The 23,511-nt window shown below is 73.1% G+C and carries 21 protein-coding genes and 1 riboswitch; of the genes, 16 read left to right on the top strand and 5 right to left on the bottom strand.

The window, feature by feature from the left end; translation table 11 throughout:
* Positions 1-126 precede the first annotated feature (126 nt).
* The 7 genes from OIE47_RS35070 (at position 127) to OIE47_RS35040 (ending at position 6,316) form a co-directional block, all read left to right on the top strand.
* On the top strand, positions 127-873 hold the full coding sequence (locus OIE47_RS35070; protein WP_326558839.1) for an SDR family NAD(P)-dependent oxidoreductase: 747 nt from the start codon (positions 127-129) through the stop codon (positions 871-873).
* A 37-nt stretch (positions 874-910) separates the two neighbouring features.
* A complete protein-coding gene (locus OIE47_RS35065; RefSeq protein ID WP_326558838.1) occupies positions 911-1,621 on the top strand; it encodes a FadR/GntR family transcriptional regulator in 711 nt (236 codons plus the stop codon).
* Positions 1,618-2,763 (top strand): galactonate dehydratase, encoded by a 1,146-nt coding sequence (gene dgoD, locus OIE47_RS35060; RefSeq protein ID WP_326558837.1) that lies wholly within the window; start codon positions 1,618-1,620, stop codon positions 2,761-2,763. The genes OIE47_RS35065 and dgoD overlap by 4 nt, the downstream gene beginning before the upstream one ends.
* Positions 2,757-3,686, top strand: a complete 930-nt coding sequence (locus tag OIE47_RS35055) for a hypothetical protein (protein WP_326558836.1) — start codon at positions 2,757-2,759, stop codon at positions 3,684-3,686. Before dgoD ends, OIE47_RS35055 begins: the two co-directional genes overlap by 7 nt.
* A gap of 38 nt (positions 3,687-3,724) precedes the next feature.
* Positions 3,725-4,366 (top strand): bifunctional 4-hydroxy-2-oxoglutarate aldolase/2-dehydro-3-deoxy-phosphogluconate aldolase, encoded by a 642-nt coding sequence (locus tag OIE47_RS35050; RefSeq protein WP_326558835.1) that lies wholly within the window; start codon positions 3,725-3,727, stop codon positions 4,364-4,366.
* Entirely contained in the window at positions 4,363-5,376 is a 1,014-nt protein-coding gene (locus tag OIE47_RS35045; RefSeq protein ID WP_326558834.1) for a sugar kinase, read from the top strand. The genes OIE47_RS35050 and OIE47_RS35045 overlap by 4 nt, the downstream gene beginning before the upstream one ends.
* Before the next feature lie 61 nt (positions 5,377-5,437).
* Positions 5,438-6,316 carry an SMP-30/gluconolactonase/LRE family protein gene (locus OIE47_RS35040; RefSeq protein ID WP_326558833.1) on the top strand — a complete coding sequence of 293 codons (879 nt, stop codon included), beginning with the start codon at positions 5,438-5,440 and terminating at the stop codon, positions 6,314-6,316.
* Positions 6,317-6,324: 8 nt separating this feature from the next.
* On the opposite strand, the gene OIE47_RS35035 is transcribed toward OIE47_RS35040, so the two are convergent.
* Together OIE47_RS35035 and OIE47_RS35030 are read right to left on the bottom strand one after the other, a co-directional pair.
* Complete coding sequence (locus OIE47_RS35035) at positions 6,325-7,236, bottom strand: DMT family transporter (protein ID WP_326558832.1); 912 nt, start codon at positions 7,234-7,236, stop codon at positions 6,325-6,327.
* 147 nt (positions 7,237-7,383) lie between these two features.
* Positions 7,384-7,839 (bottom strand): DUF3592 domain-containing protein, encoded by a 456-nt coding sequence (locus OIE47_RS35030; RefSeq protein ID WP_326558831.1) that lies wholly within the window; start codon positions 7,837-7,839, stop codon positions 7,384-7,386.
* A gap of 115 nt (positions 7,840-7,954) precedes the next feature.
* Positions 7,955-8,077, top strand: a riboswitch (cobalamin riboswitch).
* Positions 8,078-8,164: 87 nt separating this feature from the next.
* Between OIE47_RS35030 and OIE47_RS35025 the strand changes: the two genes are divergently transcribed.
* From OIE47_RS35025 to cobM, 7 genes are read left to right on the top strand one after another with little or no spacing between them, the layout of a single operon-like run.
* On the top strand, positions 8,165-10,180 hold the full coding sequence (locus OIE47_RS35025; protein ID WP_326558830.1) for a VWA domain-containing protein: 2,016 nt from the start codon (positions 8,165-8,167) through the stop codon (positions 10,178-10,180).
* A 1-nt stretch (position 10,181) separates the two neighbouring features.
* Positions 10,182-10,784 carry a cob(I)yrinic acid a,c-diamide adenosyltransferase gene (gene cobO, locus OIE47_RS35020; protein ID WP_326558829.1) on the top strand — a complete coding sequence of 201 codons (603 nt, stop codon included), beginning with the start codon at positions 10,182-10,184 and terminating at the stop codon, positions 10,782-10,784.
* Positions 10,778-12,127 (top strand): cobyrinate a,c-diamide synthase, encoded by a 1,350-nt coding sequence (locus OIE47_RS35015; protein ID WP_326558828.1) that lies wholly within the window; start codon positions 10,778-10,780, stop codon positions 12,125-12,127. The genes cobO and OIE47_RS35015 overlap by 7 nt, the downstream gene beginning before the upstream one ends.
* Complete coding sequence (locus tag OIE47_RS35010; RefSeq protein ID WP_326558827.1) at positions 12,118-12,609, top strand: cobalamin biosynthesis protein; 492 nt, start codon at positions 12,118-12,120, stop codon at positions 12,607-12,609. The genes OIE47_RS35015 and OIE47_RS35010 overlap by 10 nt, the downstream gene beginning before the upstream one ends.
* Entirely contained in the window at positions 12,606-13,022 is a 417-nt protein-coding gene (locus tag OIE47_RS35005; protein WP_326558826.1) for a pyridoxamine 5'-phosphate oxidase family protein, read from the top strand. Before OIE47_RS35010 ends, OIE47_RS35005 begins: the two co-directional genes overlap by 4 nt.
* Positions 13,015-14,271, top strand: coding sequence for a precorrin-6y C5,15-methyltransferase (decarboxylating) subunit CbiE (gene cbiE / locus OIE47_RS35000; RefSeq protein ID WP_326558825.1), 1,257 nt, complete (start codon positions 13,015-13,017; stop codon positions 14,269-14,271). The genes OIE47_RS35005 and cbiE overlap by 8 nt, the downstream gene beginning before the upstream one ends.
* Complete coding sequence (gene cobM, locus OIE47_RS34995) at positions 14,268-15,011, top strand: precorrin-4 C(11)-methyltransferase (protein WP_326558824.1); 744 nt, start codon at positions 14,268-14,270, stop codon at positions 15,009-15,011. Before cbiE ends, cobM begins: the two co-directional genes overlap by 4 nt.
* Before the next feature lie 43 nt (positions 15,012-15,054).
* Here cobM and OIE47_RS34990 read toward each other — a convergent pair whose 3' ends face one another.
* Entirely contained in the window at positions 15,055-16,143 is a 1,089-nt protein-coding gene (locus OIE47_RS34990) for a cobalt-precorrin-5B (C(1))-methyltransferase (protein WP_326558823.1), read from the bottom strand.
* A gap of 68 nt (positions 16,144-16,211) precedes the next feature.
* On the opposite strand from OIE47_RS34990, the gene OIE47_RS34985 reads away from it, so the two are divergent.
* Positions 16,212-16,979, top strand: coding sequence for a cobalt-precorrin-6A reductase (locus OIE47_RS34985; protein WP_326558822.1), 768 nt, complete (start codon positions 16,212-16,214; stop codon positions 16,977-16,979).
* Positions 16,980-17,070: 91 nt separating this feature from the next.
* On the opposite strand, the gene OIE47_RS34980 is transcribed toward OIE47_RS34985, so the two are convergent.
* Together OIE47_RS34980 and OIE47_RS34975 are read right to left on the bottom strand one after the other, a co-directional pair.
* Positions 17,071-18,120 carry a LacI family DNA-binding transcriptional regulator gene (locus OIE47_RS34980; protein WP_326558821.1) on the bottom strand — a complete coding sequence of 350 codons (1,050 nt, stop codon included), beginning with the start codon at positions 18,118-18,120 and terminating at the stop codon, positions 17,071-17,073.
* A 135-nt stretch (positions 18,121-18,255) separates the two neighbouring features.
* Complete coding sequence (locus OIE47_RS34975) at positions 18,256-21,738, bottom strand: discoidin domain-containing protein (RefSeq protein ID WP_326558820.1); 3,483 nt, start codon at positions 21,736-21,738, stop codon at positions 18,256-18,258.
* Positions 21,739-21,999: 261 nt separating this feature from the next.
* On the opposite strand from OIE47_RS34975, the gene OIE47_RS34970 reads away from it, so the two are divergent.
* Complete coding sequence (locus OIE47_RS34970; RefSeq protein WP_326558819.1) at positions 22,000-23,418, top strand: GH1 family beta-glucosidase; 1,419 nt, start codon at positions 22,000-22,002, stop codon at positions 23,416-23,418.
* The last annotated feature ends 93 nt before the right edge of the window (positions 23,419-23,511 follow it).

The raw sequence follows: 23,511 nt of genomic DNA, 5'->3' as shown, positions 1-23,511 counted from the left end.
CGGATCGCGGTGTGTCGGTCCTGTAAACGGTGTGATCAGAAGGTTGCATCTGGGGCCCGCGACTGTCAAGATTTCTTCGTAATTAATGATTTGATCATCGAGGTTCGGCGGACGGTGAGCCAGCATATGCGACGGCTTGAAGGCAAGGTTGCCCTGGTCACAGGTGCAATTGGCGGCATCGGGGCGGCTGTCGCCCGGCGGCTTGCTGCCGAAGGAGCGGCGGTCGGACTCACCGACCTGCGTGACGCGGAGCCCCTCGCCGAGGAGATCAGAGCGGCCGGTGGGCGCGCACATTCGGTGATTTCCGACGTGGCCGACGAGGACAGTTGGATCGTCGCCGTCGCCGCCGTACGCGACCGGCTCGGGCCGGTGGACATCCTGGTCAGCAACGCCCATCTCAACGAGGTGGCACCCGCGCACGAGACCAGCCGCGAATCCTGGGACCGGCAGATCGCGGTCTGCCTGACCGGCACCTTCCTCGGCGTCCGCGCCTGCCTGCCCGACCTGCGGGCGAACCGGGGCGCGGTCGTGATCGTCTCCTCCGTACACGCGCTCGTGGGGTTGCCCGGACATCCGGCCTACGCGGCGGCCAAGGGCGGCCTGGTCTCCCTCGGCCGCCAGCTCGCCGTGGAGTACGGCCCGGACGTACGGGTGAACACCGTGCTGCCCGGACCGATCTTCACCGCCGCGTGGGATCGTGTGTCCGAAGAGGACAGAGCGCGTAGCGTCGCCCAGACGGTCGCCGGCAGGTTCGGCACCCCGGACGAGGTGGCCGCCACCGTGGCCTTCCTCGCCTCACCCGACGCCGCCTACGTCACCGGCACCAGCCTGGTGGTGGACGGCGGCTGGACCGCGGTGAAAGCCTCGGCCTGAACCATCGACCCTGACGAGCGAGAAGGCACCCAGAGCATTGGCACAGTACGCACGCCGCGGCATCCATGGCCAGACCGTCGAGGTCCTGGCCCGACGCATCCTGGCCGGCGAGATCGCCGAGGGCGCGACCCTCAACCTCGCCGCCCTCCAACAGGAGCTCGACGTCAGTCTCACCGTGCTGCGCGAGGCGCTCAAGGTGCTCACCGCCAAGGGCATGGTCGACGCCCGGCAGAAGCGCGGCACCTTCGTCCGGCCCCGGTCGGACTGGAACCTGCTCGACGGCGACGTCATCCGCTGGCAGTTCGCCGACGGTGCCGACCCGCGCCTGCTCGACGCCCTGCACGAGGTGCGCAGCATCATCGAGCCGGCCGCCGCCCGGCTCGCCGCCACCCGGGCCGTCGACGCCGACCTGGACAGCCTCGACAGCGCCCTGGCCGAGATGTCCGCCGCCGACGGTGACCCGGTGGCCGCGGTCGGCGCCGACCTCACCTTCCACCGCGCGCTGCTCGCCGCCACCCACAACGAGCTGCTGGTGCGGATGGAGGTGGTGATGGAGACCGGCCTCGCCGAACGTGACCGCCTCGTACACGGCGTCGAGCAGTACGACGACCCGGTACCCAGCCACCGCGCGGTCGTCGACGCCATCCGCGCCGGGGACAGTGCCGCCGCCGAACAGGCCATGCGGGGACTGCTGGACAAGGCCGTCGCGGACGTCGAAAAGGTACGTCAACAGAAAGGCACCCGGTGAAGATCAGCCGAATCGAGACCTTCCTCGTCCCGCCCCGGTGGCTGTTCTGCCGGGTGGAGACCGACGAAGGGTTGATCGGGTGGGGCGAGCCCGTGGTGGAGGGGCGCGCCGAAGTGGTACGCAGCGCGGTCGAGGTGCTCTCCGAGTACCTGATCGGTGAGGACCCGCTGCGGATCGAACAGCACTGGCAGGTGCTCACCAAGGGCGGCTTCTACCGGGGCGGGCCGGTGCTCTCCAGCGCCGTCGCCGGACTCGACCAGGCACTCTGGGACATCGCAGGCAAGGCGTACGGCGCCCCGGTGCACGCCCTGCTCGGCGGCCCGGTCCGGGACCGGGTCCGGGTCTACTCCTGGGTCGGTGGGGACGACCCGGGTGAGGTCGCCGACGCGATCGCCGCCCAGGTCGCCGCCGGCATGACCGCGGTGAAGATGAACGCCTCCGGCCAGCTCTCCGCCATCCCGACCGCCGCCGAGGTGGCCGGGGTGGTCCGCCGGGTCGCCGCCGCCCGGGAGGTGCTCGGCGAACACCGGGACGTCGCCATCGACTTCCACGGCCGGGCCACCGCCGCCGGTGCCCGCCGCATCCTGCCGGAACTCGCCCCGTTCCACCCCCTCTTCGTCGAGGAGCCCCTCCTGCCCGAACAGGGGCATCTGCTGCACGACGTCGTCACCGCCTCCCCCGTCCCGGTAGCCACCGGGGAACGGCTCTTCGGCCGGGCCGAGTTCCTCACCCCGCTCCAGGCCGGGGTCGCGGTGCTGCAACCGGACCTGTCCCACGCCGGAGGCATCTCCGAGGTACGCCGGATCGGTGCCATGGCCGAGCCGTACGGCGCGGTGCTCGCCCCGCACTGCCCGCTCGGCCCGATCGCGCTCGCCGCCAGCCTCCAGATCGCCTTCGCCACCCCCAACTTCCTGATCCAGGAACAGAGCATCGGCATGCACTACCACGGGGGCGCCGAGCTGCTCGACTACGTCATCGACCCGGAGCCGTTCCGGTTCGTCGACGGGCACATCCGCCGACCGGAGGGGCACGGGCTCGGCATCACCGTGGACGAGGCGGCGGTCCGGTCCGCCGCCCGGGAGGGGCACGCCTGGCGTAACCCGGTGTGGCGGCACGACGACGGATCCTTCGCCGAATGGTGACCGGCCCATCGCTCCCGGCAGCACCGATCCCGTTGCGGGTCGCGTACGACCACCGCCTCGGCGGGCGGTGGACCAGCCTCACCGGCGGAGGCCGGCAGTGGCTCTGGACCGGCCCCGACAGTGGTCGTGACCAGGTCATTCCCGGCGGCCCGTTCGTGGACGCTGGCGGGCTGGAGGAGTGCGTGCCGACCGTGCGGGGCATACCGGACCACGGCGACGCCTGGTCCCGCCCCTGGCGTATGACGGACGCCCGGACCGCCACCGTCGACTGTCCCGACTTCACCCTCACCCGCCGACTGACCGACGAGGGCGGCGTGGTGGTGGCCGACTACCGGCTGCGAGCCGCCGCCGGATACCGGTTCGTCTGGGCCGCGCACGCCCTGCTCGACCTCGGCCCCGAAGCCCGGCTGGTGGCGCCCGCCGGCACCCTGACCCGGCTCTACCCGGAAGCCGCCGAGCTGGTCCGCCCGACGGTGTCGGATGGTCCCGGCGCCCCGCCGGGCGACGGCGGATGGCCGGCGGGCCGGCCGTGGCACACCGCCGCCTGGCCCGAACCGGCGGGACTGCCGCTGGACCGGCTCGGCCCGGACGACGGCACCGCCGTCGGCGCCGTACTCGTCGGCTGCGCCGAGGTACGGGTGGTCGACGGCACGGACATCCTCACCCTGCGACTCGACTGCGCCGACCAGCCCCGGTCCACCGCCCTCTGGCGCAACCTGCGCGGCTGGCCCGCCGACCGCCCGTACCGCAGCATCGGCGTCGAACCCATGCTCGGCAGCGTCTTCGACCGCTCCGAGGCCGGTGCGGAAGTCTCCGATCCGTTCGAAGGCGGTGTCGGAGTGGATGTCGCGGTGGTGCCGGCCGGGGGCGAGGTCAACTGGCGGCTCACCATCTCCGCCCATCGATCCAGCTCTGCCCACTGATCCACTTCTGTCCGTCGATCGCCCGGAGGCGACCACCGATGAACCTGCTCGACTCCCTGCGTACCCACCGGCTGCTGGCGATCGTCCGGGGAAGCGACCCGGACGCCGCGCTGGCGACCGTACTGACCCTGGCCGACAGCGGGATCAACCTGATCGAGGTCTCGCTGACCAGCACCGACGCCCTCGGGGTGCTGCGCCGGGCCCGCGCCGCCCTCGGCACCGAGTACGGCCTCGGCGCCGGCACCGTCCTCACCGCCGAGCAGGCCGCCGACGCCGCCGAGGCCGGTGCGACCTACCTGGTGACCCCGGCACTCGCGCCCAGCCTCGCCGAGGCCGCCCGGCTCGGGCTGCCGGTGCTGGCCGGTGCGCTCACCCCGACCGAGGTGGTCCAGGCGACCACCGGCGGGGCGGCCGCGGTCAAGCTCTTCCCCGCCTCGGTCGGTGGCCCCGACTACCTGCGCGCCCTGCGCGACCCGTTCCCGCAGACCCCGTTCGTACCGGTGGGCGGGGTCGACGCGGCCCGCGCCCGCGACTACCTCGACCGGGGCGCGATCGCGGTCGGTGTCGGCTCGCCCCTGGTCGGCGACGCGGTCCGGGGCGGCGACCTCGCCGCCCTCCGGCAACGGGCGGCCGACTTCCTCGCCGTGACGGCGATCGCCCCGGCCGGCGGCGCATCGTGACCGGCACCCCGATACCCGGCACCGATGCCCCCGCTTCCGGCTTCGACGCGTCGTCCGACGACTCTCCCCGGTTCGACGTGCTGACGCTCGGGGAGACGATGGCGGCGTTCCGGGCGGCGGCACCGCTGCGGCTGGGCGGCACGCTCTCGCTGTCGGTTGCCGGTGCCGAGTCGAACGTGGCGATCGGCCTGGCCCGGCTCGGCCACCGGGTGCGGTGGATCGGGGTGACCGGCGCCGACGAACCGGGCGAGCTGATCCGCCGTACGCTGCGCGCCGAAGGCGTCGACCTGGGACTGGCCCGGATCGACCCGGACGCCCCGACCGGACTGATCCTGTTCGAGGCGCGGGTCGGCGACATCAGCCGGGTCAGCTACTACCGGACCGGGTCGGCTGGCTCCCGGTTGAGCCCGCAGGACGTGTCGCCGGCCTTCGCCGATGCCGCCTCGACACCCCGGATCCTGCACGTCACGGGCATCACCGCCGGGCTCGGCACCCAGCCGTACGCGGCGGTGGTGGCGGCGGTCGACGCGGCCCGAGCCGCCGGGGCCACGGTGTGCCTCGACGTCAACCACCGGCAGCGCGTCTGGTCGGTCGAGTCGGCAGCCGCCGCGCTGCGTCCACTGCTGCCCTCGATCGACCTCCTGGTCGCCTCCGACGACGAACTGGGCGTGTTGACCGACGACCCGGATCCGGTCGCCGCACTGCTGGCCGCCGGAGTGCCGGAGGTGGTGGTGAAACACGGCGGTCGGGGCGCCACCAGCCACGGTGGACGGGACAGTGTGCACGCCCCGGCCCGTACGGTGCCGGTGGTCGACACCGTCGGCGCCGGAGACGCGTTCGTGGCCGGGCTGCTCTCGGGGCTGCTCGACGGGCTCGACGTGGCCGGCCGGCTCGACCGGGCCGTCACCACCGGCGCGTTCGCGGTCGCCACCCGGGGCGACTGGGAGGGACTGCCCACCCGTACCGAACTGTCGTTGCTCGACCACGCGCCCGGCAGCGCCGTACGCTGACCAGCCATTCGCCGAGCAAGCCTGTCCCCGCCATCCGCTGAGCACCCCTGTGGAGGAAACGATGCGGCTCACCGAGCCAACCCCGTGGAGCGACGACCGGTTCGAGTTGGGCGAGGGAGCCCGCTGGGTGGACGGCCGGCTGGTCCTGGTCGACCTGCTCGCCGGCCGGCTGCTGGAGACCACCGGCGACGCACCCGCACCGCTGCGTGAACTCCGCCGGCTGGACGCCCCGCTCGGTGCGGTGGCGCCGATCGCCGGGCAGCCCGGCGGCTGGCTCGCCGCGACCGGCACCGGCATCGCCGCGCTCACCGGCACCGACGGCTACCGTCAGGTCGCCGACCTGGAGAGCGCAAACCCCTCACCTGCCAGGATGAACGACGCGGTCGCGGATCCGCACGGCCGTTTCTGGGCCGGCAGCATGGCGTACGACACCACTCCCGGCGCCGGCACCCTCTACCGGTACGCCGGCTCGGGCGCGCCGGTCCCCGTCGTCACCGGCCTGACCATCGCCAACGGGCCCGCGTTCGACGCCGCGGGCACCACCATGTACCTGGCCGACACGCCCCGTGGCGAGGTGGACCGGTTCACCGTCGACCCGCGCACCGGTGACCTCTCCGGCCGGGAACCGTTCCTGCGGCTCGCCCCCGCCGAGGGTGCCCCGGACGGCATGACGGTCGACGCCGCCGGACACCTCTGGGTGGCCCTCTGGGGCGGGTACGCCGTCCGCCGCTACCGCCCCGACGGCACCCTCGACCACGAACTGCGCCTACCAACCGCCCAACCCACCAGCGTCTGCCTGGGCGGCCCAACCCTGACCCGCCTCTTCATCACCACCGCCCACCACGCCCTAACCCCCCGCCCACCCCTCGACGGCGCCCTCCTGGCGATCGACACCCAAACCCCCGGCCTCCCCACCCACCCCGCCACCCCACCTCGTTGATCATGAAGTTAGCGCGGGTTTTCGGCCTCGGCGGCGTCGCTAACTTCATGATCGACGCGTCGTTGGACCAGGGAGATGGCGGTTAGGACCAGGGCTGTGCCGGTGATTGTGGGGAGGGTTACGGGTTCGTGGAGGACGAGGGCGCCCAGCAGGACTGCCACGACGGGGAGGAGGTAGGTGGTCGTGGACGCGGCGGTTGATCCGAGGTCGTTGATGAGGCGGTAGTTGAGTACGTAGGCGAGCCCGGTCCCGGCGGTCCCGAGCAGCAGGAGGCTGCCGACCGGCACCACGCCCCACGTCGGCGCGGTCAGGCCACCGAAGGGCAGGGCGAGCGTGAGCAGCGCCGCGCCGGCGGCGAGCTGGCAGGTCGCGAGCATGATCGGGGGAATGCCCCGGCCGGTGAGATGACGGCCCATGTAGACAAAACTGACGCCATAGCTCGCGGCGGCGGCGAGGCAGGCCAGCCCGCCCCAACTCGCGATGTCGCCGGCCGACTCCCAGGGTGTGAAGATCAGCACGGTCCCGGCGAAACCGAGTGCGATGCCCACCCCGCGTCCGACGCTGACCGTCCGGTCCGTCCCCGCCAGTACGGCCACCAGCACCGTCCACAGTGGTGTGGTCGCGTTGAGCACACCCGCGACGTTCGAGCCCACGGTCTGCTCGCCGAAACCCACGAGCGTGTACGGAATCGCGTTGGCGAACAGCGCCGCGACGGCCAGGTGCGCCCAGATGACGCGACGGGTCGGGAAGGGCAGCCTCCGTACCAGGGCGATGGGTGCCAGTATCGCGACTCCGAGCAGGAGCCGGAACAGGACGAGCTGGACCGGTGTGAACCCGTCCAGTGCCAGCTTGATCCAGAGGAAGCCGGACCCCCAGATCAGCGCGAGCAGGCCCAGTCTCAGGATGCTTCCGCGGCTCAATCCGTCTCCCCGTCCCGGTGCTCGACCTCCGGCAGGTCGCATGCCCCGGCGCCCGCTGCGGGCCCATGATCCATGACGGGTCGGAGGCCGGCTCACCCGAGGACGGCCGGCCCGGCAGTTCGGCCGGCGGCGCCCCGCCCCCCACCATCAGCCCACCCTGTCCCGCCGGTTCGCCCGAACCAGCGCCCAGGTTGCCAGCGGCACCCCGATCCCGCCGAACAGGGTCACTCCCAGCAACAGGTACGCCGTGTCGTGGTTCTCACCGGCGCGGGCGTCGTTGACGTCGGCTTCCGGGTCCTGCGGGTCGTACACGATCGGCACCTCGTCGCCGAGCGCGGGGCGGGGACCGGGTGCCTCGTCGCCCTGACCGATCAGCGCCCGCACCTGCCGGCCGTCGGGCGTACGGAACTCGACCTCGGTCCGGTTGGCCCTGCCCGCACCGACGTCCACCACCCGGGCGGTGGTTCGTTCACCGTGATCCCGCAACGCGTTGTCGTTGCGCCACACCTGGACCGTGGCGATCGCGAACCCGACGATCACCACGATCCCGGTACCGACGAAGAGCGGCACCGGTGGCCGCCGACGTTCCCCGAAGAATGCCATGGCCATCGATTACCCGGTCGGTACGGAAGACGAACCGGTCGCGGCGCGGTCGCGGTGGTCACGTTGACGGCGGACCGGTCGGTGGGACAGCATGGCCTGCACGAGCGGTGCGCGGAGGAACCCGGTGCGAGTCCGGGGCGGTCCCGCCACTGTGACCGGGGAGCGACCCCTCACGTACGGGCCACGGCCGAGCGGCCGGAAGGTCGAGGGGGAGCGTCGATCCGGGAGTCAGGAGACTCCGACCGCTCGGTGACACCCAGCCACACGCGGGCGTGGACACCCGCGGAAGGGACTTGAGCATGGCTTCTGCGCGCCTGAGCGGGCGATGACCCCGCCGTACCCGTTCTCCGCCGTCGTCGGCCTGGCCGAACTGCGGCTGGCCCTGCTGCTCAACGCGGTCTCCCCGGCGATCGGCGGGGTGCTGGTCCGGGGTGAGAAGGGCACCGCCAAGTCGACCATCGTCCGGGCGCTCGCGGCGCTGCTGCCCGACGTCGACGTCGTCCCCGGCTGCCGGTTCGCCTGCGACCCGGCCAACCCGGACGCGGACTGCCCGGACGGCCCGCACGAACCGGGGGCGGTCGGCCAGCGGCGCCGCGCCACCCTGGTCGAGCTGCCGGTCGGCGCCACCGAGGACCGGGTGGTCGGCACCCTCGACCTGCAACGTGCCCTCGCCGACGGGATCAAGGCGTACGAGCCGGGGCTGCTCGCCGCCGCCCATCGCGGGGTGCTCTACGTCGACGAGGTCAACCTGCTGCCGGACCATCTGGTGGACCTGCTGCTGGACGCCGCCGCGATGGGTCGGGCGCACGTCGAACGCGACGGGGTGTCGGTCAAGCACGCGGCCCGGTTCCTGCTCGTCGGCACGATGAACCCGGAGGAGGGCGAACCCCGCCCCCAGCTCGTGGACCGGTTCGGGCTGGTGGTCGCGGTCACCGCGCCCCGCGAGACGGCTCCCCGGGCCGAGGTGGTCCGGCGGAGGCTCGCGTACGAGACGGATCCGGTGGGCTTCGCGGCGCGCTGGATCGACGAGGATGCCGTACTCGCCGAGCGGATCGCGGTCGCCCGCCGACGGCTGCCCGGCGTGCGGCTGCCCGACCACGAACTGGACCGGATCGCCACCATCTGCCTCGCGTACGGGGTGGACGGGCTGCGCGCCGACATCGTGGTGGCCCGGACGGCGGTGGCGCTCGCCGCGTGGCACGACCGGGACGTGGTGACCGCCGACGACGTGGCCGCCGCGGCCAGGCTCGCCCTGCCGCACCGCCGCCGCCGGGACCCGCTCGACCCGCCCGGCGCCGACCAGGAGAAACTCGAGGAGTTGCTGCGGGAGCACGGCGCGGACGCCGATCCGGAGCCCGACCCGCCGGCCGGACCCGACGACGACCCGGACGGAGGGCCGCCCGACGGTCCGCCGGAGGGACCCGACGGTGGCCCGCCACCGGGTGGACCCGACCGGGGGCCGGACACATCCGACGGGCCGCCCCCGCAGGCCACCGGACCGGAGCAGACCGACCCGGCCGAACAACCCGTACCGGAGCAGCGGACGGAGGAGCAGACGACGGAACAGCCGACCGCCGGGAACCAGCCGACGGTCGCGGCGACGAGCCCGTACCGGACCCGCGCCCTGGCCGTACGCGGACGGGGGACCGGCGCGCACACCGGCCGCCGCTCCCCGGCGTACGCCCGGCGGGGTCGGGTGGTCGGGGCCCGGCTGCCGGCCGGCCGGCTGACCAGCCTGCACCTGCCCGCCACCCTGCTGGCCACCGCCCGGCGCGGAGCCCGCACGGTCAGCGCCGCGGACCTGCGCGAGGCGGTGCACGTCGGGCGGGAGGCGAACCTGGTGCTCTTCGTGGTGGACGCCTCCGGGTCGATGGCGGCCCGCCGCCGGATGAGGGTGGTGAAGACCGCCGTCCTGTCCCTGCTGCGCGACGCCTACCAGCGGCGGGACAAGATCGGCATGATCACGTTCCGGGGTACCGGGGCGAGCACGGTGCTGGAACCGACCGCCAGCCACGAGGTCGGTGTGCTGCGCCTGGCCGAACTGCGCACCGGTGGCCGTACCCCGCTCGCCGCCGGCCTGCGCCAGGCGGCCCGGACCCTGGAGTCCGAACGCCGCCGCGACCCGCGCCGCCGGCCCCTGCTGGTGGTGGTGACCGACGGTCGGGCGACCAGCGGTCCGGACCCGTTGACCGTCGTGCCGTCGCTGGCCGACGTCGCCTCCGTGGTGGTCGACTGCGAGTCGGGGCCGATCAGGCTCGGGCTGGCCCGGCGGCTCGCCACCGCGCTCGACGCCGACTGCGTCCCGCTGGACGCGCTGCACACTCTCGGAAAGGCGGCCTGAGATGCCCCAGGGCAAGCCGGAGCAGGTCCCCGACGACGGTCTCACCACCCGGGAGCGGCGCCGCCAGCCGGTCACGGCGGTGCACACCGGTCAGGGCAAGGGCAAGTCGACCGCCGCGTTCGGGATGGCGTTGCGGGCCTGGAGCGCGGGTTGGCCGATCGCCGTCTTCCAGTTCGTGAAGAGCCCCAAGTGGAAGGTCGGCGAGGAGACCGCGCTGCGGGCGCTCGGGGAGAGCGGCAAGGGCGGCACCGTGGTCTGGCACAAGATGGGCGAGGGCTGGTCCTGGATCCAGCGCCCCGGCACCGAGCGTGACCACGCGGTCGAGGCGGCCGAGGGCTGGGCCCAGATCAAACGCGACCTGGCCGCCGAGGCGTACCGCTTCTACGTGCTGGACGAGTTCACGTACCCGATCAAGTGGGGCTGGATCGACATTGACGACGTCGTCGCCACGCTGCGTGATCGGCCGGGCAACCAGCACGTGGTGATCACCGGCCGGGACGCACACCCGGATCTGGTCGACCTCGCCGACCTGGTCACCGAGATGACCAAGGTGAAGCACCCGATGGACGCCGGCCGCAAGGGCCAGCAGGGCATCGAGTGGTGACGGTTCCCCGACTGGTCATCGCGGCACCCGCCTCCGGGCACGGCAAGACCACCGTCGCGACCGGGCTGCTGGCCGCGTACGCCGCACGGGGTGTGCGGGTGGCCGGGTTCAAGGTCGGTCCGGACTACATCGACCCCGGCTACCACACCCTCGCCGCCGGCCGACCCGGGCGCAACCTGGACCCGGTCATGGTCGGGGAGGACCTGGTCGGGCCGCTGTTCGCGCACGGTGCGGCCGGTGCCGACCTCGCCGTGGTCGAGGGCGTGATGGGCCTGTACGACGGGCGGGTCGGCGCCGGAGACTTCGGCTCCACCGCACACGTCGCCGCCCTGCTCGACGCGCCGGTGCTGCTGGTCGTCGACGCCTCCGCGCAGGCCCGTTCGGTGGCCGCCCTGGTGCACGGTTTCCGCTCCTTCGGCTCGGCCGCGACCGGGGCGATCCGGATCGCCGGGGTCCTGCTCAACCGGGTCGGTTCGGACCGGCACGAGGAGTTGCTCCGGGACGCCTGCGCCGAGGTCGGCACGCCCGTGCTGGGGGTGCTGCGTCGACACGCGGTGATCGCCGCCCCGTCCCGCCACCTCGGGCTGGTGCCGGCGGTGGAGCGGCGGGCCGAGGCACTCGAATCGGTGGCCGCGCTGGCCAGCCTGATCACGGAGAGCGTCGACCTGGACGCCGTACTCGGGGTGGCCCGCAGCGCGCCGCCGCTGGCCGTCCAACCGTGGGAGCCGCCGACGGTCGCCGTGACCGGGCCGCGCCCGGTGGTCGCGGTCGCCGGTGGTCCGGCTTTCAGCTTCGGGTACGCGGAGACCACCGAACTGCTGCGCGCGGCCGGTGCCGAGGTAGCCGTGGTCGACCCGCTGCACGACGAGACGCTGCCCCCCGGCACGGCGGCCCTGGTCGTCGGCGGCGGCTTCCCCGAGGTGTACGCCGAACAGCTCACCGCCAACTCCCCGCTGCGCGCCGAGGTCGCCCGGCTGGCCGCATCCGGCGCCCCGATCGCCGCCGAGTGCGCCGGCCTGCTCTGGCTCTGCCGCAGCCTGGACGGGGCACCGATGTGCGGGGTCCTGGACGCCGAGGCGGTGATGACCAGCCGGCTCACGTTGGGTTACCGGGACGCGGTCGCGCTGACCGACAGTGTGCTGGCGCCGACCGGCACCCGGGTCACCGGGCACGAGTTCCACCGGACCACGATCACCCCCCGAGCCGGTCGGGCGCCCGCCTGGGCGTGGCGGGACGCGGCACCGGAGGGCTTCGTCGCCGGGGGAGTGCACGCCTCGTACCTGCATCTGCACTGGGCGGGTCAGCCGTCGCTGGCCCGGAACCTGGTCGCCGCGTGTCGCTGATCGTCGGTGTCGGGGCCCGGTCGGCGGTGCACGCCGACGACCTCGACACGCTGATCGGTGCGACGCTCGCCGGCAACGGGTTGGACCCGGCCCGGGTGACCGCCCTGGCGACCGTGGATCGGCGGGCCGCGTCGCCGGCCCTGGTCGAGGTCGCCGCCCGCCGGGGCTGGCCCCTGCTGGGCTACCCGGCGGAGGCGTTGGCCGGCGAGCGGGTGCCGCACCCGTCCGCCCTGGCACAGGTCACCGTCGGTACGCCGAGCGTGGCGGAAGCCGCCGCCCTGCGTGCCGTACGGGACACCGGTGCGCAGCCGATCCTGCTGGTCACCAAGCACACCGACGGTACGGCCACGGTGGCGGTCGCCGCCCCGGCCGGCGACCCGGACACGTACCGTCACCACCGTGCCGCCGTGGACCGGGGCGGCGAAGATCGGCATGACGTGGATCGGCACGGCGGGGATCGGCACAGCGAGGAGACGAGATGACGGAGCGGACCGGCGGGAAGGTCGATCACCGGGTCGAACCGGGCGGCGGCGCGCTCGGGGAGTTCTGGCGGGAACGCCACCTGTGCACGCTCACCACCATCCGGCCCAACGGCACCCCGCACGTGGTGCCGGTCGGGGTCACGTACGACATCGAGACCGGCCTGGCCAGGGTGATCTCCTCGCGTACCTCCCGCAAGGTGGTCCACCTGGCGGCTGCCGGTGGCCCGGTCGCGGTCTGCCAGGTCGACGGCCGCCGCTGGTCGACCCTCGAAGGCCACGCGGTGATCCGGGACGACCCCGCGTCGGTGGCCGACGCCGAGCGCCGCTACGCCGAGCGTTACCGGCAGCCGCGTCCGAACCCGGAGCGGGTGGTCATCGAGATCCGGGTCACCCGCGTGCTCGGCAATGTCTGACCAGCGCGCCGAGGTGGTGACGGTCGTCGGGATCGGCGCGGACGGCTGGGCGGGGCTGACCGGGGCGGCCCGAGCCGCGATCCGCTCGGCCCAGGTGCTGCTCGGCAGTACCCGGCAACTCGCCCTGCTCCCCGTGGACCTCTCCGGTTCGGTCGGCGCCTCCGCCGCCGCGCCGCTCGACCAGGAACGGATCGCCTGGCCGTCGCCGATGCTGCCCGCCCTGCCCGGCCTGCTCGACGCACACGGGGAACGGGCGGTCTGCGTACTGGCCAGTGGTGATCCGATGTTCTACGGCGTCGGTACGACGCTGACCCGGCTGCTCGGACCCGAGCGGGTACGGGTCCTGCCACACCCGTCGTCGGTCTCGCTCGCCTGTGCCCGGCTCGGCTGGCCCGCCGACGAGGTGGAGGTGGTGAGCGTGGTCGGGCGGGCGGTGGACCGGCTGCACCGGTCCGTGCACCCGAACCGGCGGCTGCTCGTACTCAGCGCCGACGGTGCCACTCCGGCGGCGGTGGCCGCTCTGCTGACCGACCGTGGCTACGGCGGCAGCGCGCTGACCGTACTGGAGTCGCTCGGTGGGCCGGACGAGCGGATCCGGGTCGGCACCGCGTCCGGATGGGACGAGCCGACCGGTGCGCTGAACATCGTCGCGGTGCACTGCCACGCCGACCCGGACACGGCGGTACGCCCGCTGGTCCCCGGCCTGCCGGATGACGCGTACGAGCACGACGGGCAGTTGACCAAGCGGGAGATCCGCGCGGTGACCCTGGCCCGGCTGGCGCCGATCCCCGGCCAACTGCTCTGGGACGTCGGCGGGGGCGCCGGCAGCATCGCGATCGAGTGGCTGCGTACGCACCCGTCCTGCCGGGCGGTGGCGATCGAGCGGGAGCCGGCACGGGCGGACCGGATCGCCGTCAACGCCGCCGCGCTCGGCGTCCCGGAGCTGCATGTCGTACGCGGTGCCGCGCCCGAGGCGCTGGCCGGGCTGGAGCCACCGGACGCGATCTTCGTCGGTGGCGGGGTGACCGTGCCGGGCCTGCTCGACCGGTGCTGGCAGGCGCTGCGGCCGGGCGGCCGGCTGGTGGTGAACGCGGTCACCCTGGAGTCGGAGCGGGTGGTGACCGACGCGTACGACCGGCTCGGCGGTGACCTGATCCGGCTGGCGGTCCAGCGGGCGGCGCCGGTCGGCAACTTCACCGGTTGGCGGCCGATGCTGCCGGTGACCCAGTGGACGGTGGCAAAACGATGACGGTCTTCTTCATTGGCGCCGGTCCGGGCGCCGCGGATCTGATCACGGTCCGGGGCCGGGATCGACTGGCGGCGGCGCCGGTCTGCCTCTACGCCGGCAGCCTGGTGCCGGCCGAACTGCTCGACCACTGCCCGCCCGGGGCCAGGTTGGTGGACACGGCCAACCTGGACCTGGACCAGATCGTGGCCGAACTGCTCGCCGCGCACACCGCCGGCCTGGACGTGGCCCGCCTCCACTCGGGTGACCCGTCGGTGTTCAGCGCGATGGCGGAGCAGATGCGCCGGCTGGACACCCTCGGCGTGCCGTACGAGGTGGTGCCGGGAGTGCCCGCGTTCGCCGCCGCCGCGGCGGCGCTCGGCCGGGAGCTGACCGTGCCGGGGGTGGGTCAGACGGTGATCCTCACCCGCACCGCGGCCCGCGCCACCCCGATGCCGCCGGGGGAGGACCTGGCCACCCTGGGCCGCAGCCGGGCCACCCTCGTCCTGCACCTGGCCGTGCAACGGATCACGGAACTGGTCGACGAACTCGTCCCCAACTACGGGTCGGACTGCCCGGTCGCCGTGGTCGCCCGCGCCAGCCGCCCCGACGAACTGGTCCTGCGCGGCACCCTGGCCGACATCGCCGAGCAGGTACGCGACGCCGGCATCGTCCGCACCGCCGTGGTGATCGTCGGTGACGTCCTCACCGCCGCCACGTTCCCCGACAGCCACCTCTACTCGACCACCCGCTGCCGTGTCTGATCCGTCGGTGGGCCGGGTCGGGAGAACCGGCGACCGGGTCGGGTCAGGGGGTGCGGCCGACGATGGTGCCGGCACGGTCGATGACCACCACGTCGACCTCGACCGGGGCGCCGCGCAGAACCTCCGCGGCGGTGTTGCGGGCACCGAGGGCGACCAGGTCACCGAGCGGCAGCCCGGCCGCCTGGCACTGGCGCAGCGCGTCCAGCGCGGTGTTCGCCCCGCGTACGCCCTCGACCAGGTCGGGACCGCCGCCGGCCCCGGCGACCAGTTCGGCCAGGGCCCGGAAGTCCACCTGCGACCGGCCGGAGTGCAGGTCGAGGTGACCGTTGGCCAGCTTGGTGAGCTTGCCGATGCCGCCGGCCACGGTGAGCCGGGGAATCGGGTGCCGGCGCAGGTACTTCAGCACCGCCCCGGCGAAGTCGCCCATGTCCAGCAGCGCGTCGTCGGGCAGCCCGTACAGCTCGGTGGCGACCCGCTCGGAGGTGCTGCCGGTGCAGGCGGCCACGTGCCGGTGCCCGGCGGCGCGGGCCACGTCGACGCCGCGCCGGATGCTGTCGATCCAGGCCGAGCAGGAGTACGGCACCACGATGCCGGTCGTGCCGAGGATGGACAGCCCGCCGAGGATGCCCAGCCGGGGGTTCCAGGTGTGCCGGGCGAGTTCCTCGCCGCCCTCGACGGAGATCTCCACCAGCACGTCCCCGGTGCCGCCGTGCCGGTCGGCGACCTCCGTCACCGCCCGGCGCATCATGTCCCGGGGGACCGGGTTGATCGCCGGCTCGCCGACCGGCAGCGGCAGGCCGGGTTTGGTCACCGTGCCGACTCCGGGGCCGGCCTGGAACACCACGCCGGCGCCGGCCGGGGCCGGGCGTACGGTGGCGCAGACCAGGGCCCCGTGGGTCACGTCGGGGTCGTCACCGGCGTCCTTCACCACCCCCGCGAACGCCCGCCCGTCGCCGAGTTCCTCGCGGGCCAGGGCGAACGCCGGTCGCTGTCCCTTCGGCAGGGTGATCTCCACCGGGTCCGGGAAGGAGCCGGTGAGCAAGGCCGTGTACGCGGCGGTGGTCGCCGCGGTGGCACAGGCACCGGTCGTCCAGCCGTACCGCAGCTGGGTCGGGGTCCTGCCGCTGGTCACCAGCTCAGCATGCCTGCCGCCCGGACGGTCACCGACCCGGGGGTACGACCGCGCGTATCGGAGAGGCGGTGGTGGCCGTGGCGGACCTGACCGTCCTGTTGCTCGGCGGCACCGGGGAGGCGCGTCGCCTGGCCGCCCTGCTGGTGCGGGACCGGCCCCGGTGGCGGGTGGTGACCTCGCTCGCCGGTCGGGTGGCCGACCCCGCGCTGCCCGAGGGCGAGGTCCGGATCGGTGGCTTCGGTGGCCCGGCCGGGCTGGTCGACTGGCTGCGCCGGGAACGGGTCGACGCGGTGCTGGACGTGACCCACCCGTTCGCCGCCACGATGAGCGCCTCCGCCGTGAGTGCCTGCGCCGAGACCGGGGTGCCGCTGCTGGTCGTACGCCGACCGGGGTGGACCGCGCAGCCAGGTGACGCCTGGCGGCGGGTCCCGTCGCTGGCCGCCGCCGCCGAAACCGTCGCCGGGATGGGGGAGCGGGTCTTCCTCACCACCGGCCGGCAGAGCCTGGCCGCCTTCGCCGACCTGGACCGGCACTGGTTCCTGGTCCGCTCGGTCGACCATCCCGAGCCGCCGTTGCCGCGCCGCCTCACGGTGGTGCTGGACCGTGGCCCGTTCACCGTGGACGGCGAGCTGGCCCTGCTGCGCCGGTACGGCATCGACGTGCTGGTCACCAAGGACAGCGGCGGCACCATGACCGCGGCGAAGTTGGACGCCGCCCGCCGGCTCGGTCTCCCGGTGGTGATGGTCGACCGTCCCTCCGCCCCGCCCAGCGACCAGGTCACCAGGATCGAGGACGCCCTACCCTGGCTGGCCGCACACCCCTCCTCGTCGATCTAGGGCAAATGGTCGCTGATTGATCTCTGATCACCACCATTTGCCCTAGATCGACGAGGAGAGAGGGTGGGAGAGAGGGTGGGAGGGGGGAGGGTTATGCCGACTGGCGGTGGACCAGGACCGGGTCGAAGATGACCGAGGTGACGCGCTGCTCGGGGTCGTCGATCCGGGCCAGCAACAGCCGTGCGCTCTCCGCGGCCATGTCCTCCAGCGGGTGCCGGATGGTGGTCAACGGCGGTCGGGCGGCCAGGGCGGCGGAGCTGTCGTCGAAGCCGATGACGGCGACGTCGTCCGGCACCCGGCACCCGGCCTCACGCAGCGCCATCAGCGCCCCCTGGGCCATCAGGTCGTTGGCGACGAACACCCCGTCCAGCCCCGGGTGCTCCCGGCGGAGCTGGTACATCGCCTGCTCACCGCTGTCGTGGGTGAAGTTCCCGGCGACCGCCGGCACGTACGGGTGGCCGTGCCGGGCCATCGCCCGGCGGAAGCCGGCGATCCGGTCCTGGCTGGCCGGCACGTCGACCGGGCCGCTGATCATGCCGACCTGTCGGCAGCCCCGGCCGACCAGATGATCGGCGGCGAGGGCGGCGCCCGCGTCGTTGGCGACGTCGACGTAGCTCACCGGCAGCGGGGTCGCCGGCCGGCCGACCAGTACGGCGGCCAGCCCGGCCTCGGTCATCAGCGCGGGCAGGGTGTCCTCGGGGTGCAGCGACAGGACCACCGCCCCGTCGGCCTGGCCCTGTCGCAGGTCGCCGACGAGCCGGACCCTGGCCTGCTGGGTGCCGACGAGCTGCAGCGCCAGCTGGATGCCGAGCGGTCGCAGCACGCTCAGCAGGCCGCCGACGACCCGGCCGAAGAACGGGTCGGCGAAGAACCGGCTCATGAACGGGTCGTCGTCGTGGTCCTCGTTGTCGGAGACGACTAGGGCGACGGTGCCGGTGCGACGGGTGACCAGGGATCTGGCCGCCCGGTTCGGCACGTACCCGGTCACCTCGACGGCGTGCCAGACCACCTCGTGCAGTTGCGGGTCGACGTTGCGGATCCCGTTGACGACCCGCGAGACGGTGGCTCGGGAGACACCGGCGACCCGGGCAACGTCCTCCAGGGTGGGCAGCCGGGCACCGGCCCGGATCTCACCGCTCATCGAGCGCGGCACCGATGCTCATGCCGGCATTTATAGCACAGCGAACGGAGAGCGCTTTCCCATCGATCCGGGTCGACGCGGGGATGGCGGGCGCCCCACCGGCACCCGCCATCCCTTCCATGCCCCGAGGAAACGTCAGCGGTAGACGCCGAACTCCCACAACGAATAGCCGTAGGCGGTGGCCCGTTCCGTGCCGTTCATCCGTACGTATCTGCCGGTGCCGGAGATGGCGAGACTGTCGAATCCACCGTTGCCACTGGTGGTCGAGTAGACCGTGGTCCAGGTGGCCCCGTCGGTCGAGGTCTGGATCTGGTACGCCTTCGCGTACGCCGCCTCCCAGGCCAGTTGTACGTGGTTGAAGGTGGTGACCGTACCGAGGTCGACCTGGATCGAGGCCGCCCCGACCCACTCACTCGCCCAGCGGGTGCCGAAGTTGCCGTCCACCGCGTACGACGGCAGTTGCGGCCCGCTCGGCCCGGTCGGTTGGTACGACGACGCGGTGGCCGGTTTGCCGAGCGCCACGTTGGTGCCGGGTACGGTCGGCGGGACCACCCGGAACGAGCGCTGCTCGATGCCGACGTTGCCGTGACCGTCGAACGCGTACACGTAGACCAGCCAGACCCCGAGTTGCTCCGGCGCCCGTACGGTGAACCGCCCGTTGCCGGTCTCGGTGAAGCTGACGTGGTCGAACCCTCGGTTGGCGTTGATGTGCTTGCTGTTGACCATGAGGTTGTAGCGGATCAGGTCCTGCTGCGGATCGGTCGCGGCCACCTCGACGGTGAACTGCCCGCCGGCCGGCACCGAGGTCGGCGAACCGACCGTCATCGCGGTGATCTCCGGTGGGGTGTTCGCCGACGCCTGACCGGTGTACGCCTGCCGCAGCGCGTGGTAGCCGAGTCGGCGCCAACCGCCGGTGGTGACGTTGAGCCAGACCCCGCCGAAGTCGTTCTCCAGTCCGTAGTGGAACTCGGTCGCGCCCAGCGCCACTCCCGGATGCGCCTTGATCGCGTTCCAGCTCGCCGTGTAGCCGGCCCGCTTCTCCAGGTCCGACGGCTCCTTGGCGACCCCGTTGGCGTCCGGGTCGACCTCCCACTCGCCGGCCGGCCCGGCCTCGGTCACCAGGTACGGCTTGGTGTAACCGCCGGCAATCCAGTCCGTCTTGACCGTGCCGATCGCGCCGTACGCGTTGACCGCCAGCAGATCCAGCGCCGGCGAGTACGTCCTGTAGTACGGCCACGCCCCGGTCCACGCGTCGGTGGAGGTGACCGGGTGGTTCGGGTCGGCGGCGTGGATCGCCACCGCGATCTCGTTGACGAACCGGGCGTACGCGATCCGGCGCGCCTCGACCTCGGCGGCCGGCAACCCGTGGTCCTGCATGGTCAGGATGACCTCGTTGCCCACGTCCCACATCAGGACGCCCTGGTAGCCCTTGAGCGCGTTGACCCGGGCCACGATCTCGTTCCTGGCCGCGGTCTTGTACGCGGTGTCGTTGACGTAGTCCGCGCCCTGGTTGAGCCAGTGCCCGACGACCACCTTGATGCCCTGCTGCGCGGCCCGGTTGAGCAGCGTCGGGGTCTGGGTGTCGTCCACCCCCCAGGTGCGGATCGTGTTGACCCCGGTGTTCTTCAGGTCGCGCATGTAACCGTCGGCCGCCCCCTGCGGCGGACCGTAGGTGAGCCCCTTCACCTCGTACGGCGCGCCGTTGACCTGTAGCTGCCAGTTGCCCTGGGTGCCGGTCACCCGGACCACGCTCGGTCCGGCCGGGGTGGCCGGGTCGGTCATCGCGGCCGGGACGGTCCCGGTGGCGCGGGCGACCGTCACCGAGTCGACGCTCAGCGTGCCGCCGGAGACGGTCTCCGGGGTCGGGGTGGTCTGCCCGGCGACCGCGTTGGGCAGCGACCCGCCGACGGCCAGGTCGAACCGGAGGTAGAAGGCGTGCTGCACGGCGGCCTGCCAGGCGGTGACACCGACCTGGCTCTCCCGGACCACCCAGGTCTGCCGGCCGTCGAGGTAGAACCGGATCTCCTCGTCGGTCTTCGTCCGGTCGATGACCTGCGCGTACTCGTGGTAGCCGGTCTGGCATCCGGTGCAGCTCGCCAGGCCGCTGGTCCGGCCGTTGTACTCGTTGCACACCCCCTCCGGCGCGGTGCCGCAGTGCAGGGTCTGGGAGAGCTGGCTGCGTCCGTTGACGTCGGTCATGATGTCCGTCTCGCCGACCCCCGGCCAGTTGTTGTAGTTGCCCCGGTACGCAGCACCCGTGGCCCGGAAGCCGGGCCAGTACCCGAGCGCGTTCGTCCCGTCCGGTTGCTTGAGCACGGCGCTGAACTTCAGCAGCTCACCGGGGCGGGGGGTGAAGTCGGCCCGTTGGGTTTCGATCCGGCCCGAGGTCCAGTTGCCGGCACCGTCCCGGATCGCCCGCAGGTTGAGCCGGCCGGCGCCGTCGAGGTGCACGTTCGCGGTCGACGCGCTCGCGGTCTCGACCGAGCCGGTGCCCCAGTTCGGGGCGCCACCGGGGTACTGCGTCCCGGTCCGGAGCAGCCAGTTCGCCGCCGACGGGCTGGAGTTCGCCGGCCCGGTGAAGTCGTCGGTCCAGAGCGTGGTCCAGTTGCCGGGGACCGGGTCCGTGGGGGTCGGTGTCGGGGGCGCAGTGGTGGGAGGCGGGGTGCTGGTCCCGCCGGTGCGGATCAGGAGTTCGTAGAGGGAGTACCCGTAGCCGGTGGCCCGGGTGGTGCCGTACATCCGCAGGTATCGGCCGCTGGCGGCGAGCGGGATGGTCTGGGTGCCGCCGGTGCCGGTGGTGGTGGCGTACGCGGTGGTCCAGGTGGTCGCGTCGGTCGAGGTCTGGATCTGGTACGCGCTGGCGTACGCGCCTTCCCACTGCAGGACCGCCTGGCAGATGCTCCGTACGGTGCCGAGGTCGACCTGGAGCCACTGCGGATCCGACCAGGCCGAGGACCAGCGGGTGCCCGGGTTGCCGTCGACGGCGGCACCGGCCGGGGTGTCGGCGGCCTGGGCGGACGAGGCGGTGGCGGGACGGCCGAGGGCGGCGTTGTCGGTGCCGCAGCCGCCGGTCGGGTTCGGGGTGGGGGTGGTGCCGGTGGTCCCGTACACCTGGAGTTCGTAGAGCGAGTACCCGTAGCCGCTGGACCGGGCGGTGCCGTACAGCCGCAGGTGGCGGCCGGTGCCGGTGACCGGGATGGTCTGGGTTCCGCCGGTGCCGGTGGTGGTGGAGTAGACAGTGGTCCAGGTGACGGTGTCCGGTGAGGTCTGGAGCTGGAAGGCGCTGCCGTACGCGCCCTCCCACCGCAGGACGACCTGGTTGATGGTGGCGGTGGCGCCGAGGTCGACCCGGATCCACTGCGGGTCGGACCACTGGCTCGACCAGCGGGTGGCGAGGTTCCCGTCGACCGCCGCCGTGGCCGGGGTGTCCGCGGCCTGGTCGGACGACGACACGACGGGACGGCCCTGGGAGAGCAGGACGTCGGCAGCGCTGGCCGGTGGTGGTGCCACGAACAGGTAGGCCGCGACCAGCGCGAGCAGGGCGGCCGGGAGCAGGACCTGCCAGCGTCGGGGCACGGCTGTCGGCCCGGCTGGTGGGGCTGGGGGGACCGGGTACACGGTGGACTCCTGCCTCTCGACGACAACGGGGTCGCGGCGGGGGTGGGATCGGTGCTTTCATTGGAGAGCGCTCTCCGTTGCTCGAAGTGTTACGCCGAGTTTTCCGGCATGTCAAGAGATCCGTCGATGTCTGCCCGGCCCTTCTTGACATCGAGGGCGGCTCCGGGGACTCTGGCGAGAGCGGCCGGAGAGCGCTCTCCGGTGCGGGAATCTCGTGCCCGTCGTCGTAGAACGTCCGTCGTCGTAGAAGCTGGAGATCGGATGACCATCCTCGGGGCAACGGAGACGCTGACCGGCGACCGCCGGGCCGACCTACGGTTCCCGGTAGATTTCTGGTGGGGGGCGGCGACCGCCGCGTACCAGATCGAGGGCGCGGTGACCGAGGGCGGCCGTACGCCGTCCATCTGGGACGTCTTCACCGCCACACCGGGGCGGATCGAGGACGGCGGCACCGGCGAGACCGCCACCGACCACTTCCACCGCTACCGCGAGGACGTCGCGCTGATGGCCGAACTCGGCCTGGCCGCGTACCGGTTCTCGGTCGCCTGGCCCCGGATCCGCTCCGCCGGCGGCGCCGGTGTCAACACCGCCGGGCTCGACTTCTACGACCGCCTGGTCGACGCGCTGCTCGCCGCCGGGATCACCCCGGTCGCCACCCTCTACCACTGGGACCTCCCGCAGGAGTTGGAACAGGCGGGCGGTTGGACCAACCGCGACACCGCCGGCCACTTCGCCGACTACGCGTCCGCCGTCGCCGGCCGGCTGGGCGACCGGGTACGCCTGTGGAACACCCTCAACGAACCGTGGTGCTCGGCCTTCCTCGGTTACGGCTCCGGCGGCCACGCGCCGGGCCGGACCAGTCACCGGGACGCCCTGACCGCAACCCACCACCTGCTGCTCGCCCACGGTCTGGCCACCCGGGCACTGCGCGCCGCCGCGACCACCGGACAGGTCGGCATCGCCCTCAACGCGGGCCGGGTACGACCGGTGTCGACCGCCCCCGCCGACCTGGACGCCGCCCGTCGCATCGACGGGCTGCTCAACCGGATCTTCTTCGACCCACTGCTGCGCGGCGCCTATCCGGCCGACATCCAGGCGGACACCGCCGGCATCACCGACTGGTCCTTCGTCCGGGACGGCGACCTCGCCGTGATCAGCACCCCGATCGACGCCCTCGGTATCAACTACTACCAACCCGACCTGGTCGGCGCGGCACCCGCCGGGCAGTCCGACCCGGGCACGCCGTATCCGACCGCGCAGGACATCGTCTTCCACCCGACCCCCGGACCGGTGACCGACATGGGTTGGTCGATTGACCCGACCGGGCTGCGGGAGGTCCTGCTCGGGATCCGCCGCGACTACGGCGACATCCCGATGTACGTCACCGAGAACGGCGCCGCGTACGTCGACCGGGTCACGCCGGACGGCCGGGTCCCCGACCCGGAACGGATCGACTACCTGCACGCCCACCTCGCCGCGGTGCACGAGGCGATGAGTGCCGGGGTGGACCTGCGCGGCTACTTCGTCTGGTCCCTCCTGGACAACTTCGAGTGGGGGTACGGCTACAGCAAGCGGTTCGGCCTCGTCCACGTCGACTACGCCACCCAGGCCCGCACCCTCAAGGACAGCGCCCACTGGTACCGGGAAGTGATCGCGGCCGGCGGTCTCGAAACCCGCTAGGGATCAGTCCAATGTGTTCGCTGAATTCGCTGGTGTACGGGCGTCGAGGCCTGTGACACTTGTCCCCGCGATCATGACGGTTGGCGGGACGGC

The organism is Micromonospora sp. NBC_01796, assembly GCF_035917455.1.
GTDB lineage: Bacteria > Actinomycetota > Actinomycetes > Mycobacteriales > Micromonosporaceae > Micromonospora_G.
This window is presented reverse-complemented; position numbering and strand designations above follow the sequence as displayed.

What these genes read in the sequence shown, in the direction of transcription:
- OIE47_RS35070 (WP_326558839.1), top strand. Translation starts at nt 127, where the DNA reads ATGCGACGGCTTGAAGGCAAGGTTGCCCTGGTCACAGGTGCAATTGGC.
- OIE47_RS35055 (WP_326558836.1), top strand. Translation starts at nt 2,757, where the DNA reads ATGGTGACCGGCCCATCGCTCCCGGCAGCACCGATCCCGTTGCGGGTC.
- OIE47_RS35050 (WP_326558835.1), top strand. Translation starts at nt 3,725, where the DNA reads ATGAACCTGCTCGACTCCCTGCGTACCCACCGGCTGCTGGCGATCGTC.
- OIE47_RS35040 (WP_326558833.1), top strand. Translation starts at nt 5,438, where the DNA reads ATGCGGCTCACCGAGCCAACCCCGTGGAGCGACGACCGGTTCGAGTTG.
- OIE47_RS35030 (WP_326558831.1), bottom strand. Translation starts at nt 7,839, where the DNA reads ATGGCATTCTTCGGGGAACGTCGGCGGCCACCGGTGCCGCTCTTCGTC.
- OIE47_RS35025 (WP_326558830.1), top strand. Translation starts at nt 8,165, where the DNA reads ATGACCCCGCCGTACCCGTTCTCCGCCGTCGTCGGCCTGGCCGAACTG.
- cobO (WP_326558829.1), top strand. Translation starts at nt 10,182, where the DNA reads ATGCCCCAGGGCAAGCCGGAGCAGGTCCCCGACGACGGTCTCACCACC.
- OIE47_RS35005 (WP_326558826.1), top strand. Translation starts at nt 12,606, where the DNA reads ATGACGGAGCGGACCGGCGGGAAGGTCGATCACCGGGTCGAACCGGGC.
- cbiE (WP_326558825.1), top strand. Translation starts at nt 13,015, where the DNA reads ATGTCTGACCAGCGCGCCGAGGTGGTGACGGTCGTCGGGATCGGCGCG.
- cobM (WP_326558824.1), top strand. Translation starts at nt 14,268, where the DNA reads ATGACGGTCTTCTTCATTGGCGCCGGTCCGGGCGCCGCGGATCTGATC.
- OIE47_RS34980 (WP_326558821.1), bottom strand. Translation starts at nt 18,120, where the DNA reads ATGAGCGGTGAGATCCGGGCCGGTGCCCGGCTGCCCACCCTGGAGGAC.
- OIE47_RS34970 (WP_326558819.1), top strand. Translation starts at nt 22,000, where the DNA reads ATGACCATCCTCGGGGCAACGGAGACGCTGACCGGCGACCGCCGGGCC.